The sequence below is a fragment of the Mesorhizobium sp. M0030 genome, from assembly GCF_040323695.1.
Classification (GTDB): Bacteria; Pseudomonadota; Alphaproteobacteria; order Rhizobiales; family Rhizobiaceae; genus Mesorhizobium.
In genome coordinates this window covers 30,059-43,889 of the sequence record NZ_JAMYVE010000018.1, presented here as the reverse complement: position 1 = coordinate 43,889, position 13,831 = coordinate 30,059, and the positions used below count along the sequence as shown (strand labels likewise).

Annotated in this window: 14 protein-coding genes; all 14 read left to right on the top strand. The window is 62.6% G+C overall.

Annotated features, from left to right (window positions below; translation table 11 throughout):
• The first annotated feature begins 49 nt into the window (after positions 1 to 49).
• Positions 50 to 1,240: an NADH-quinone oxidoreductase subunit D gene (locus tag NKJ80_RS28185; protein ID WP_023685196.1), complete on the top strand. Its 1,191-nt coding sequence runs from the start codon at positions 50 to 52 to the stop codon at positions 1,238 to 1,240.
• Positions 1,240 to 1,752, top strand: a complete 513-nt coding sequence (locus NKJ80_RS28180) for a DUF7674 family protein (protein ID WP_352498756.1) — start codon at positions 1,240 to 1,242, stop codon at positions 1,750 to 1,752. Before NKJ80_RS28185 ends, NKJ80_RS28180 begins: the two co-directional genes overlap by 1 nt.
• Entirely contained in the window at positions 1,753 to 3,084 is a 1,332-nt protein-coding gene (locus NKJ80_RS28175) for an NADH-quinone oxidoreductase subunit E (RefSeq protein ID WP_023733805.1), read from the top strand.
• Positions 3,084 to 3,287, top strand: coding sequence for a hypothetical protein (locus tag NKJ80_RS28170; RefSeq protein ID WP_352463135.1), 204 nt, complete (start codon positions 3,084 to 3,086; stop codon positions 3,285 to 3,287). Before NKJ80_RS28175 ends, NKJ80_RS28170 begins: the two co-directional genes overlap by 1 nt.
• 3 nt (positions 3,288 to 3,290) lie before the next feature.
• Complete coding sequence (gene nuoF, locus NKJ80_RS28165; protein ID WP_023670819.1) at positions 3,291 to 4,595, top strand: NADH-quinone oxidoreductase subunit NuoF; 1,305 nt, start codon at positions 3,291 to 3,293, stop codon at positions 4,593 to 4,595.
• 72 nt (positions 4,596 to 4,667) lie between these two features.
• Positions 4,668 to 5,360: a helix-hairpin-helix domain-containing protein gene (locus NKJ80_RS28160; RefSeq protein WP_023830502.1), complete on the top strand. Its 693-nt coding sequence runs from the start codon at positions 4,668 to 4,670 to the stop codon at positions 5,358 to 5,360.
• Positions 5,309 to 5,653, top strand: a complete 345-nt coding sequence (locus NKJ80_RS28155; protein ID WP_352498755.1) for a pentapeptide repeat-containing protein — start codon at positions 5,309 to 5,311, stop codon at positions 5,651 to 5,653. The genes NKJ80_RS28160 and NKJ80_RS28155 overlap by 52 nt, the downstream gene beginning before the upstream one ends.
• Positions 5,653 to 7,734, top strand: a complete 2,082-nt coding sequence (nuoG, locus tag NKJ80_RS28150; protein ID WP_352498754.1) for an NADH-quinone oxidoreductase subunit NuoG — start codon at positions 5,653 to 5,655, stop codon at positions 7,732 to 7,734. Before NKJ80_RS28155 ends, nuoG begins: the two co-directional genes overlap by 1 nt.
• Before the next feature lie 2 nt (positions 7,735 to 7,736).
• Entirely contained in the window at positions 7,737 to 8,780 is a 1,044-nt protein-coding gene (gene nuoH / locus NKJ80_RS28145; RefSeq protein WP_023685202.1) for an NADH-quinone oxidoreductase subunit NuoH, read from the top strand.
• Positions 8,780 to 9,271 carry an NADH-quinone oxidoreductase subunit NuoI gene (gene nuoI / locus NKJ80_RS28140; protein WP_023815530.1) on the top strand — a complete coding sequence of 164 codons (492 nt, stop codon included), beginning with the start codon at positions 8,780 to 8,782 and terminating at the stop codon, positions 9,269 to 9,271. Before nuoH ends, nuoI begins: the two co-directional genes overlap by 1 nt.
• A gap of 123 nt (positions 9,272 to 9,394) precedes the next feature.
• Positions 9,395 to 10,015 (top strand): NADH-quinone oxidoreductase subunit J, encoded by a 621-nt coding sequence (locus NKJ80_RS28135; RefSeq protein ID WP_023690957.1) that lies wholly within the window; start codon positions 9,395 to 9,397, stop codon positions 10,013 to 10,015.
• A 1-nt stretch (position 10,016) separates the two neighbouring features.
• Complete coding sequence (gene nuoK / locus NKJ80_RS28130; protein WP_023670810.1) at positions 10,017 to 10,325, top strand: NADH-quinone oxidoreductase subunit NuoK; 309 nt, start codon at positions 10,017 to 10,019, stop codon at positions 10,323 to 10,325.
• Between the two features lie 10 nt (positions 10,326 to 10,335).
• Entirely contained in the window at positions 10,336 to 12,309 is a 1,974-nt protein-coding gene (gene nuoL, locus NKJ80_RS28125) for an NADH-quinone oxidoreductase subunit L (RefSeq protein ID WP_352498753.1), read from the top strand.
• The gene (locus NKJ80_RS28120) at positions 12,309 to 13,814 is read left to right on the top strand and encodes an NADH-quinone oxidoreductase subunit M (RefSeq protein WP_023690959.1); all 1,506 of its coding nucleotides are present in this window, start codon (positions 12,309 to 12,311) and stop codon (positions 13,812 to 13,814) included. Before nuoL ends, NKJ80_RS28120 begins: the two co-directional genes overlap by 1 nt.
• The last annotated feature ends 17 nt before the right edge of the window (positions 13,815 to 13,831 follow it).

The following is a 13,831-nucleotide window of genomic DNA, read 5'->3' as shown; positions in this document are numbered from 1 at the left end:
ATGATCACTACTCACTACTCACTACTGACTCTTCGCCAGAGGCGCCAGAATGGCTGAAACCTCCGTCCGCAACTTTAACATCAACTTCGGACCGCAGCACCCTGCGGCGCACGGTGTTTTGCGTCTTGTGCTGGAGCTTGACGGCGAGGTGGTCGACCGCGTCGATCCGCATATCGGCTTGCTGCATCGCGGCACCGAAAAGCTGATCGAGCACAAAACCTATCTGCAGGCAGTGCCCTATCTCGACCGGCTCGACTATTGCGCACCGATGAACCAGGAGCATGCCTTCGCGCTCGCCACCGAGCGGTTGCTCGGCATCGAAGTGCCGAAGCGCGGCCAGTTGATCCGCGTGCTCTATTCCGAGCTCAGCCGCATCATGTCGCACATCCTCAATGTGACGACGCAGGCGCTGGATATCGGCGCGCTGACGCCGCCGCTGTGGGGTTTCGTCGAACGCGAAAAGCTGATGGTGTTTTATGAGCGCGCTTCCGGTTCGCGCATGCATGCGGCCTATTTCCGTCCCGGCGGCGTGCACCAGGATCTGCCGGCGAAGCTGGTCGAGGACATCGGCAAGTGGATCGACCCGTTCCTGAAGTCGCTTGACGACCTCGACAGGCTGCTTACCGGCAACCGCATCTTCAAGCAACGCAATGTCGATATCGGTATCGTGTCGCTTGCCGACGCCTGGGCCTGGGGCTTTTCCGGCGTCATGGTGCGCGGCTCGGGTGCGGCCTGGGATTTGCGCAAGTCGCAGCCTTATGAATGCTATTCCGAGATGGATTTCGACATCCCGATCGGCAAGAACGGCGACTGCTACGACCGTTATCTCGTGCGCATGGAAGAGATGCGCCAGTCGGCGAAAATCATGCGCCAGTGCGTCGACCTTCTGCTCGGCAAGGAGAGCACCGGGCCGGTGTCGAACCTCGACGGCAAGGTGGTGCCGCCGAAGCGCCAGGCGATGAAGCGCTCGATGGAAGCGCTGATCCATCATTTCAAGCTCTACACCGAGGGCTATCGCGTGCCGGCCGGCGAGGTCTATGCTGCCGTCGAGGCGCCGAAGGGCGAGTTCGGTGTCTATCTCGTCTCCGACGGCACCAACAAGCCCTATCGCTGCAAGCTGCGCGCGCCCGGCTTCGCGCATCTGCAAGCCATGGATTTCCTCTGCCGCGGCCACATGCTGGCCGACGTCACTGCCGTCCTGGGTTCCCTCGATATCGTCTTCGGGGAGGTTGATCGGTGATGGCGGCAGCCAATCCTACAGTGCGCTCTCAGGTCGGTGTTCGAGGGAATGCCGACGCTGCCCTACCGCGGTGGCGCGAATTGGCAAAAGCCATGCTGCCGGTCGAGTTCGCAGAGGCTTCTTACAACTCGACTCAGCACTGTTCGATCTATGACTTCTTTTTTACCCTGCTACCCAAGACGCGCCTTGCCCACCGCGAGAATGACGTCGACAAGCTGGGTAGAATGCATGGGTTCGCCCAATGGGCTGCCGTTCACCCGAACAAACAGATTTGGAATGCGGCTGGTGTCGCTTTTTACGAGCACTTGTTCGACGATGACATCGACGCTGATGCGGTCATGGCATGGATCTCGCCTCAAGTAAGGCAAACCGTTCTGGGACTGTGGCAATACACGTTGCCCGCAGAGCGATTTGCGAGTGTTGCTCGATCTGCCGAACGCATTCCGTTTTCTCATCAGAAAGAATGTGAAACCGCAATAGCTCTCGTAGCAGAGCAGGGGCCCGATCGCTAAATGTCAGTCCGCCGTCTCGCAGATGCAAGCGTCCAGCCAGCCACCTTCGCCTTCAACCGGGCGAATGCGGCGGTCGCGAAGCAATGGATCAAGAAATATCCGAAGGGTCGCGAGCAGTCGGCGATCATTCCCTTGCTGATGATTGCGCAGGAGCAGGAAGGCTGGGTCACCAAGGCGGCGATCGAGACGATTTCGGATATGCTCGGCATGCCGCGCATTCGCGGGCTTGAGGTCGCGACCTTCTACACGCAGTACCAACTCAATCCGGTCGGCACGCGCGCGCATATACAGGTCTGCGGCACCACGCCCTGCATGCTGCGCGGCTCGGAAGCGCTGATGGATGTGTGCCGCTCGAAAATCCATCACGACCAGTTCCACACCAACGACAAGGGCACACTGTCGTGGGAGGAAGTCGAATGCCTCGGCGCCTGCGTCAACGCGCCGATGGTGATGGTCTTCAAGGACACGTTCGAGGATCTGACGCCTGAGCGGCTGGCCGAAATCATCGATCTTTATGATGCAGGCAAGGGGGCCTCGGTTCCCACGGGACCGCAAAATGGCAGAACCGGCTCGGAGCCGGCGCCTGGCCTGACGACGCTGAAGAGCGAAAAGGCGATCCTCAAAGCGACGCGCGACAAGGAAGCCAGGGCGGCGAGCAAGGCTGCCCACGCGGCGCCCGACGCGATCATTGCAGCGCCTGTTCCGGCGCCTGCCGCTCCTGCAGCGGCCGCCCCGGTCGCGCCATCCAACGCCGGCAAACCGAAAACCGATGCGCCGGAAACCAGCTCGGCGTTGAAGTCGCCCTCCAGGGCCAAGGTTGCACCGGCGGCGGAAAAAGCGGCGAGCGTCCCGGCGCCCCTGCATTCGGCCGCCAACGCCAACACCGCGGCGCCTGAAGTCGAGAAGGTCGCCAAGCAGCGTAATGGCCCGAAGACCACCTCCACGCCGGCAGCTGCCTTCATCGCTCCGGAATTCAAGGCGCCAGCGGCCAACGCCCCGGTGGCCCCGACCGTCAAGGCGCCGACAGCCAGACCCGCAAAGCCGTCGCTCGAGGACAAGAACCGTCCGGCCGGAATCGACAGGCCGGCCGCGGTCGACGATCTCAAGCTGATCTCGGGCATCGGCCCGAAGATCGAGGGCATCCTTCATTCGCTTGGCATCTTCACCTTCACACAGGTCGCATCCTGGAATAAGGCCGAGCGCGACTGGGTGGATGGATATCTCGCTTTCCAGGGCCGCATCGAGCGCGACGACTGGGGCAAGCAGGCCAAGGCGCTCGCCAAGGGCGGCGTCGCCGAATACATCCGCGTCTTCGGCAAGGAGCCACGTTGATGGCTGAAGCGCAAAGCACCGGATCTTTGCTGACGCTGCGCAGCATTGTCATCGGCGTTGTCTGCATCGCTGCTGCCAACATCCTTCTGGAGGGGCTTCGGCGCCTCGTCGAATTGCCGTTTTCGGATACCCTGGAATCGATGGCCGCGACCGGCATAGGCGTGCTGGTGTGGTTTTCGATCGTCTTGCGGGGAAAGAGGTAAGTCATGCTGGCTGACAAAGACCGCATCTTCAACAACATCTACGGCCTCTTCGACAAGTCGCTGGCCGGCGCGATGGCGCGCGGCGCCTGGGACAACACGCCCGGCATCATCGCCAAGGGGCGCGAGTGGATCGTCAACGAGATGAAGGCGTCCGGCCTGCGTGGCCGCGGCGGCGCCGGCTTCCCGACCGGGCTGAAATGGTCGTTCATGCCCAAGCAAAGCGACGGAAGGCCGAGCTATCTCGTTGTGAACGCCGACGAATCCGAGCCCGGCACGTGCAAGGACCGCGATATCCTGCGCAACGATCCGCACACGCTGGTCGAGGGCTCGTTCATCGCCGGCTTCGCCATGGGCGCGGTCGCCGCCTACATCTATGTGCGCGGCGAGTTCATCCGCGAGCGCGAGGCACTGCAGCGCGCCATCGACGAGGCCTATGAGGCCAGGCTGATCGGCAAGAACAACACGTCCGGCTACGATTTCGACATCTACATGCATCACGGCGCCGGCGCCTATATATGCGGCGAGGAAACAGCGCTGCTCGAAAGCCTCGAAGGCAAGAAGGGCCAGCCCCGGCTGAAGCCGCCATTCCCAGCCAATGTCGGCTTGTACGGTTGTCCGACAACCGTGAACAATGTCGAGTCCATCGCGGTCGCGCCGACCATTTTGCGCCGTGGCGCCGCCTGGTTCTCGTCCTTCGGCCGCCCCAACAATGTCGGCACCAAGCTGTTTTGCATCTCGGGCCATGTCAACAATCCGTGCACCGTCGAAGAGGCGATGTCGATCCCGTTCCGCGAGCTGATCGAAACCCATTGCGGCGGCATTCGCGGCGGCTGGGACAATCTCCTGGCGGTCATTCCGGGCGGCGCTTCGGTGCCGCTGGTGCCGGCCGAGCAGATCATCGATGCGCCGATGGATTTCGATGCTTTGCGCGACCTGAAATCCGGCCTCGGCACGGCGGCTGTCATCGTCATGGACAAGTCGACCGATATCGTGAAGGCGATCGCCAGGCTGTCCTATTTTTACAAGCATGAGAGCTGCGGCCAGTGCACACCGTGCCGCGAAGGCACCGGCTGGATGTGGCGGGTGATGGAGCGGCTGGTGCGCGGCGAGGCGCAGAAGCGCGAGATCGACATGCTGCTCGACGTCACCAAACAGGTGGAGGGTCATACGATCTGCGCGCTGGGCGATGCCGCGGCATGGCCGATCCAGGGCCTGATGCGGCATTTCCGCGGCGAGGTGGAGCGGCGCATCGACGAGTTTTCGCGCAACGCGCACCGGGCCGAACCGGTGATGGTGGCTGCTGAGTAGATTGAAATCGGGCGCAAGCCCCGGACGGAAATATAGGGGCGGGGCTGACGAAGAAACGACCAGGAGATGTCTATGGCGCCCTATTCGAACCCTTTGATGCCCAATTTGGACCAGCTTGAGAAGATGAACCAGGATTTGACAAGGATGATGCCGAAGGAGATGGCCAGCGCCGTCAACCTTCTCGCGCATCCTGTCGCTGGTGCCGCCGCCATGTCGGCGCTGGGCTTCGGCCTTGCCAACCATGCCTTTGGCGTGTGGCTAGGCGCCTTGTCGGGTGCTGCCGAGGCATCGCAGCGGATTTTCCAGCCGATCATCGACGATTTCGAACAGCGCAGCCAAGGGTTCGCCGAGACCGCCCCCGCCACCAAGGCGCGCGCGGCGACCAGAACCCTGATCGCCGAGGCGCAGAGTTTTGCCCAGGATGTGACCGATATTGCCGCTCTCACCGTCGATGCCGAGCCGGAGAAGACCGAGGCCGTCGCCGAAGGCGCGACGATCGGATTGATGCCGGAGGATTTCAGACAGCCCAAGGCCGTGGCTCGTCCGGCCAAGCCGTCGGATCTCAAGGCGATCACCGGCGTTGGGCCGAAGCTGGAAAAGGTGCTGAACGGCCTCGGCATCTGGACCTTTGCCCAGATCGCCGCCTGGGCGCCAGAAGAGATCGCCTGGGTCGAGGACTACCTGTCGCTCACCGGCCGTATCGGCCGCGACGAGTGGACCCGCCAGGCCGCGGCGCTGACGCTGGCCGCCAAGGCGAAGAAGTAGGGGTGGCAGGCATGGAGATCCACGACAGGAGCGATGTTCTCGATGTGCGCAATGCCATCGTCAGCAACTCCAGATTTGACGATGTGAACTTGTCGAACACGCAGTTTCACAAGGTCGACCTGTCGGCGGCCGTTGTGGAGGACGCGAACCTCTCGGACGCGTTTTTCAGCAATGTGAATATGAGCAATTTGAAGATAGAAAACGCTGAAGTCGCCGGCATGATGATCAATGGCATCAGGCTGAGCGATCTGTTTCAGGCATATGAGACGGCGCAGACCGCCAGGGGCAATTGATGGCAAAGCTCAAGGTCGACGGGAAAGAGATCACTGTACCCGACCACTACACGCTGCTGCAGGCGGCCGAGGACGCCGGCGCGGAAGTGCCGCGCTTCTGCTTCCATGAGCGGCTGTCGATTGCCGGCAATTGCCGCATGTGCCTGATCGAGGTGAAGGGCGGGCCGCCCAAGCCGCAGGCCTCCTGCGCCATGAATGTGCGCGACCTGCGTCCGGGACCCAATGGCGAGGCGCCTGAAATCTTCACCAACACGCCGATGGTCAAGAAGGCCCGCGAAGGCGTGATGGAATTCCTGCTGATCAACCATCCGCTGGATTGCCCGATCTGCGACCAGGGCGGCGAATGCGACCTGCAGGACCAGGCGATGGCCTTCGGCGTCGATTCCTCGCGCTATCACGAGAACAAGCGCGCGGTCGAAGACAAGTATATCGGCCCACTGGTCAAGACGGTGATGAACCGTTGCATCCACTGCACGCGCTGCGTTCGCTTCACCACGGAAGTTGCGGGCATTTCCGAGCTTGGCCTGATCGGCCGCGGTGAGGATGCCGAGATCACCACCTATCTCGAAAGCGCCATGACCTCCGAGCTGCAGGGCAATGTCATCGACCTCTGCCCGGTCGGCGCGCTGACCTCCAAGCCTTTCGCCTTTCAGGCACGGCCGTGGGAGCTGACCAAGACAGAATCCATCGACGTCATGGACGCCGTCGGCTCGGCAATCCGCGTCGACAGCCGTGGCCGCGAGGTGATGCGCATCCTGCCGCGCGTCAATGAAGCGGTGAACGAGGAGTGGATTTCCGACAAGACCCGCTTCATATGGGACGGATTGCGCACGCAGCGCCTCGACCGCCCCTATGTCCGCAAGGACGGAAAGTTGGCGCCGGCCAGCTGGGCCGAAGCGTTCGTTGCGATCAGGGATGCGGTGTCGAATGCTGCGCCCGAGAAAATCGGCGCGATTGCGGGCGATCTTGCCGCCGTCGAGGAAATCTACGCGCTGAAGCAGCTTATGGCTGCGTTGGGCTCGAAGAACACCGATTGCCGCCAGGACGGCGCCGCACTCGATCCCGCGCTCGGCCGCGCCAGCTACATCTTCAACCCCACCATCGAGGGCATCGAGCAGGCCGACGCGGTGCTGATCATCGGCGCCAATCCGCGCTTCGAGGCCTCGGTGCTCAATGCCCGCATCCGCAAGCGCTGGCGGATCAGCAATCTGCCGGTCGGCGTCATCGGCGAGGTCGGCGACACGCGTTACGACTACGAACAGCTCGGCGCCGGCCCGGAGTCGCTGAAAGACCTGGCCGACGGCAACGGGAAGTTCTTCCAGGTGCTGAAGAAGGCGACGCATCCGCTGATCATCGTCGGCCAGGGCGCGCTGTCGCGTGCCGACGGCGCGGCGGTGCTCGGCCAGGCGGCGAAACTCGCCACCGCCGTCAACGCTGCCCGCGCCGACTGGAACGGCTTTGCCGTGCTGCACACTGCGGCCGCGCGCGTCGGCGGTCTCGATGTCGGCTTCGTGCCTGGCAAGGGCGGCAAGAACGTTGCCGGCATGCTGGGGGAGAGCGAGGTTCTGTTCCTGCTCGGCGCCGACGAGATCGACATGTCCAAGACCGGCGGCGCCTTCGTCGTCTATGTCGGCACGCATGGCGACGCCGGTGCGCACCGTGCCAATGTCATCCTGCCGGGAGCCGCCTACACCGAAAAGTCCGGCACCTATGTCAACACCGAGGGACGCGTGCAGCAGACCAACCGCGCGGGCTTCGCGCCGGGCGACGCGCGCGAAGACTGGGCGATCCTGAGGGCGCTGTCGGATGTGCTGGGCAAGAAACTACCCTTCGATTCGCTGCAGCAGTTGCGCGCCAAACTCTATGGCGAATACCCGCATCTCGCCCGCATCGATCATGTCGAAGCCGGCAATGCCGATGACGTCGCTAGGGTGGCGAAGCTCGGCGGGCGGCTGAACAAGGGCACTTTCACCTCGCCGGTCACGGATTTCTATCTGACCAACCCGATTGCGCGGGCCTCCGCCGTCATGGCGGAATGCTCGGCGCTGGCGAAAAACGGCTTCAGGCAGGCGGCAGAGTAGACATGGACACCTTCTTCTCCTTCTACGTGCTGCCGACGCTGATCATCCTTTTAAAGTCGGTCGTGCTGATCGTCGTTTTGCTGATCGGGGTTGCCTACCTGCTTTACGCCGACCGCAAGATCTGGGCGGCGGTACAATTGCGCCGCGGCCCGAACGTCGTCGGCCCGTGGGGCACGCTGCAGGCTTTCGCCGATCTGCTAAAATTCGTCTTCAAGGAACCGGTCATTCCGTCCGGCGCCAACAAGGGCGTGTTCCTGCTGGCGCCGCTGGTGTCGGCCGTGCTGGCAATCTCGGCCTGGGCGGTCATTCCCGTCAATGCCGGCTGGGGGATCGCCAACGTCAATGTCGGCATCCTCTACGTCTTCGCCATCTCCTCGCTCGAGGTCTATGGCGTGATCATGGGCGGCTGGGCGTCCAACTCGAAATACCCGTTCCTCGGCGCGCTGCGCTCGGCGGCGCAGATGGTGTCCTACGAAGTCTCGATCGGCTTCGTCATCGTCACCGTGCTGCTCTGCGTCGGCTCGCTCAACCTGTCGGACATCGTGCTGTCGCAGCAGGATGGGCTGGGCACCAAGCTTGGCCTGCCCAACAGCTTCCTCGACTGGCACTGGCTGGCGCTGTTCCCGATGTTCGTCATTTTCTTCATCTCGGCGCTGGCCGAGACCAACCGCCCGCCCTTCGACCTGGTGGAAGCTGAGTCGGAACTCGTCGCCGGCCATATGGTCGAATACTCCTCGACGCCGTTCCTGTTGTTCTTCCTCGGCGAATATGTCGCCGTGGTGATGATGTGCGCGCTGGCCACCATCCTGTTCCTCGGCGGCTGGCTGCCGCCCTTCGACTTCGCCCCCTTCACCTGGGTGCCCGGCGTGATCTGGTTCGTGCTCAAGATCTGCCTGATGTTCTTCATGTTCTCCATGGTGAAGGCCTTCGTGCCGCGCTACCGATACGACCAGCTGATGCGGCTCGGCTGGAAAGTGTTTTTGCCGATCTCGCTGTTCATGGTCGTTGCCACCGCGGCCTTCCTCAAGATCACGGGGTTTGCGTGATGTCCGCTCTTGGCCAGGCCGCCAAATCGCTGCTGCTGCAGGATTTCGTCAGCGCCTTCTTCCTGTCGATGCGCCAGTTCTTCGCGCCGAAGGAGACGATCAACTATCCGCACGAAAAGGGGCCGATCAGCCCGCGCTTCCGGGGCGAGCATGCTTTGCGCCGTTACCCCAATGGCGAAGAGCGCTGTATCGCCTGCAAATTGTGCGAAGCGATCTGTCCGGCGCAGGCGATCACCATCGAGGCCGGCCCGCGCCGCAATGACGGCACGCGCCGCACCGTGCGCTACGACATCGACATGGTGAAGTGCATCTATTGCGGCTTCTGCCAGGAAGCCTGCCCGGTCGACGCCATCGTCGAGGGGCCGAATTTCGAGTTCGCGACGGAGACGCGCGAAGAGCTTTACTACGACAAGGACAGGCTGCTGGCGAATGGCGACCGCTGGGAGCGCGAACTGGCGCGCAACATCTCGCTGGACTCGCCCTATCGCTGACATTTGACGCATGGACGGGGCGAGGGGCCTCGTCTAAGGACAACGCAACTTGCCGGCCGGAGGCGGTCGCAGAAATCAAACAGGACGGGTGTCCTGTTTGGACAGGAACCCGGGGGATCCCCAATGCTGAGTGGACTAGAGGCGGCCTTTTTCTACCTCTTCGCCTTTGTCGCGGTGGCGTCGGCCTTCATGGTCATTTCGTCGCGCAACCCCGTGCATTCCGTGCTGTTCCTGATCCTGACCTTCTTCAACGCCGCCGGCCTGTTCATGCTGACCGGCGCCGAGTTCCTGGCGATGATCCTGCTCGTCGTCTATGTCGGCGCGGTCATGGTGCTGTTCCTGTTCGTCGTCATGATGCTCGATGTCGACTTCGCCGAGATGAAGGAAGGCGCCCTGCAATATGCGCCGATCGGCGCGCTGGTCGGGCTGATCCTGGCGGCCGAGCTGATCGTGGTGCTCGGCGGCTACACCTTCGCGCCGCAACTGGCCTCGACGGTCTCCAAACCCATCCCGGATCTTGCCGCGCGGACAAACACCGCAGCACTCGGCGACATCCTTTATACGGACTACCTCTACTACTTCCAGATTTCGGGCCTCATCCTGCTGGTCGCCATGATCGGCGCCATCGTCCTGACGCTGCGCCACAAGGAAGGGGTCAAGCGGCAGTCGATCGCCGCCCAGGTCGGCCGCACGCCGGCGACAGGCATGGAAATCCGCAAGGTCAAGTCGGGCGAGGGGCTCTGAGATGGTCGTCGGCATCGCACATTACCTGACCGTATCGGCGATCCTGTTCACGCTCGGCGTGTTCGGCATCTTCCTGAACCGCAGGAACATCATCGTCATCCTGATGTCGATCGAGCTGATCCTTTTGGCGGTCAACATCAATTTCGTTGCCTTCTCGGCGGCATTGGGCGATCTCGTCGGCCAGGTGTTTGCCCTGTTCGTGCTGACGGTCGCCGCCGCCGAAGCGGCCATCGGTCTTGCCATTCTCGTCGTCTTCTTCCGCAACCGCGGCTCGATCGCGGTCGAAGACGTGAACCAGATGAAGGGTTGACGGGGCTAACATGTATCAAGCGATCGTCTTCCTTCCGCTGCTCGGCTTCCTGATCGTCGGCCTGTTCGGCAATTCGCTGGGCGCCAAGGCATCGGAATACATCACCTCGGGCTTCCTGGTGATCTCGGCCGTGCTGTCCTGGGTCGCCTTCTTCTCCGTCGGCTTCGGCGAGGGCGAGGTGTTCACCGTGCCGGTACTGCGCTGGATCCAATCCGGCGGGCTCGACGCGTCCTGGGCGCTCAGGATCGATACGCTGACGGTGGTCATGCTGGTGGTGGTCAACACGGTGTCGGCGCTGGTCCACATCTATTCGATCGGCTACATGCACCACGATCCGAACCGGCCCCGCTTCTTTGCCTATCTGTCGCTGTTCACCTTCGCCATGCTGATGCTGGTGACGGCCGACAATCTGGTGCAGATGTTCTTCGGCTGGGAAGGGGTGGGTCTCGCCTCCTATTTGCTGATCGGCTTCTGGTACAAGAAGCCGTCGGCCAATGCCGCTGCGATCAAGGCCTTCGTCGTCAACCGCGTCGGCGATTTCGGCTTTGCGCTCGGCATTTTCGGCGTCTTCGTTTTGTTCGGCTCGGTCAATCTCGGCACCATCTTCGCCAATGCCGCGACGTTCATTCCGGCTGAAGGCGCACCACAAGGCGCCGCCGTGCTGACCTTCCTCGGCTATGCGCTGGACAAGCAGGCGGCCATGACCATCGTCTGCCTGCTGCTGTTCATGGGCGCTATGGGCAAGTCGGCGCAGGTGCCGCTGCACACCTGGCTGCCGGACGCGATGGAAGGCCCGACCCCGGTCTCGGCACTGATCCATGCCGCCACCATGGTGACGGCCGGCGTGTTCATGCTGGCGCGGCTGTCGCCGCTGTTCGAACTGTCGCATTCGGCGCTGACCGTGGTGACCTTCATCGGCGCCTTCACCGCCTTCTTCGCGGCGACCGTCGGCCTGGTCCAGAACGACATCAAGCGCGTCATCGCCTATTCGACCTGTTCGCAGCTCGGCTACATGTTCGTCGCGCTCGGCGTCGGCGCCTATGGCGCGGCGATCTTCCATCTGTTCACGCACGCCTTCTTCAAGGCGCTGCTGTTCCTGGGCTCGGGCTCGGTCATCCATGCCGTCTCCGACGAGCAGGACATGCGCAAGATGGGCGGCCTGCGGAAGCTCATTCCGAAGACCTACTGGATGATGGTGATCGGCACGCTGGCGCTGACCGGCGTCGGCATTCCGGTGACCGTCATCGGCACCGCCGGCTTCTTCTCCAAGGATGCCATCATCGAGGCTGCCTTTGCCGGCCACAATTCGGTCGCCGGCCTCGCTTTTGTCCTGCTGGTCATCGCCGCCTGCTTCACCTCCTTCTACTCCTGGCGGCTGATCTTCATGACCTTCCACGGCGAGCCGCGGGCGAGCCACGACGTCATGCACCATGTCCATGAATCGCCGCCGGTGATGCTGGTGCCGCTGTTCATCCTGGCCGCGGGCGCGCTGTTTGCCGGCGTTATCTTTCATGGCGCCTTCATCGGCGAAGGCTATGCCGAATTCTGGAAGGCGTCGCTGTTCACGCTGCCGGACAACCACATCCTGCACGACATCCATGAATTGCCGCTGTGGGTCGAGCTGGCACCGTTCGTCGCCATGGTCATCGGCTTTGCAGTCGCCTGGAAGTTCTACATCCGCTCGCCGGAACTGCCCCGGAGTGTCGCCGCCAACCATCGGCTGCTGTATGCCTTCCTGCTCAACAAATGGTACTTTGACGAGCTCTACGACGTCCTGTTCGTGCGGCCGGCAAAGGCGCTGGGCAGGTTCTTGTGGAAGACCGGCGACGGCACCATCATCGACGGGCTCGGTCCTGACGGCATTTCGGCGCGCGTCGTCGACGTCACCGACCGCGTCGTCAAGCTGCAGACCGGCTATCTCTATCACTATGCCTTCGCCATGCTGATCGGCGTGGCCGCACTCGTCACCTGGATGATGCTCTGATGACCGCCTGGCCAATCCTCTCGCTGGTCACCTTCCTGCCGCTCGTAGGTGTGCTGATGATCCTGTTCATCAGGGATGACAGCCCGAATGCGCGTCGCAACATCCGCGCCATCGCGTTCACGACGACTGCGGCCACCTTCATCATCTCGCTGTTCATCTGGACCGGCTTCGACAATTCGCAGGCCGGCTTCCAGTTCGTCGAGAAGTTTGCCTGGCTGGATTCCGGCATCTCCTACCATATGGGCGTCGACGGCATTTCGATGCTGTTCGTCATCCTGACGACGTTCCTGATGCCGCTCTGCATCCTGGCGTCGTGGGAAGCGATCGACAAGCGCGTCAAGGCCTACATGATTGCCTTCCTGCTCTTGGAAACGCTGATGATCGGCGTGTTCTGCGCGCTCGACATCGTGCTGTTCTACGTCTTCTTCGAGGCCGGCCTGATCCCGATGTTCATCATCATCGGCGTCTGGGGCGGCAAGCGCCGCGTCTATGCCTCGTTCAAGTTCTTCCTCTACACGTTGGCCGGCTCGGTGCTGATGCTGCTCGCCATCATGGCGATGTTCTTCCAGGCGGGCACCACCGACATCCCGACGCTGCTGACCCACAACTTCCCGGCCCACATGCAGACATGGCTATTTCTGGCCTTCTTCGCCTCCTTCGCGGTGAAGATGCCGATGTGGCCGGTGCACACCTGGCTGCCCGACGCCCACGTCGAAGCGCCGACGGCGGGCTCGGTGATCCTGGCCGGCATCCTGTTGAAAATGGGCGGGTACGGCTTCCTGCGCTTTTCCCTGCCGATGTTCCCGCTGGCCTCGGAAATGTTCGCGCCGCTGGTGTTTACGCTGTCGGTCGTCGCCATCATCTACACCTCGCTGGTGGCGCTGATGCAGGAGGACATGAAGAAGCTGATCGCCTATTCCTCCGTCGCCCATATGGGCTTCGTCACCATGGGCATCTTCGCCATGAACCAGGAAGGCGTGCAGGGCGCGATCTTCCAGATGCTGAGCCACGGCCTCGTCTCGGGCGCGCTGTTCCTGTGCGTCGGCGTCATTTACGACCGCATGCACACGCGCGAGATCGACGCCTATGGCGGCTTGGTCAACAACATGCCGAAATACGCCACGGTGTTCCTGATCTTCACCATGGCCAATGTCGGCTTGCCGGGCACGTCAGGTTTCGTCGGCGAGTTCCTGACCATGCTCGGCGTGTTCCGGGTCAACACCTGGGTGGCTTTCTTCGCCGCCACCGGCGTCATCCTGTCGGCGGCCTACGCGCTCTGGCTCTACCGCCGGGTGATCTTCGGCGCGCTGACCAAGGAAAGCCTGAAGGGCCTGCTCGATCTGTCGACGCGCGAGAAGGCGATCATCTACCCGCTGGTCGTGCTAGTCATCTTCTTCGGCGTCTATCCCGCTCCCGTCTTCGATGCCACGGCCCAGTCGGTCAAGGCGCTCGTCACCAATGTCACCGCATCCATCGGCGCCGCGCAGACCGCGGCGGCGAACTGACCAGAGGTTTTGCGAAC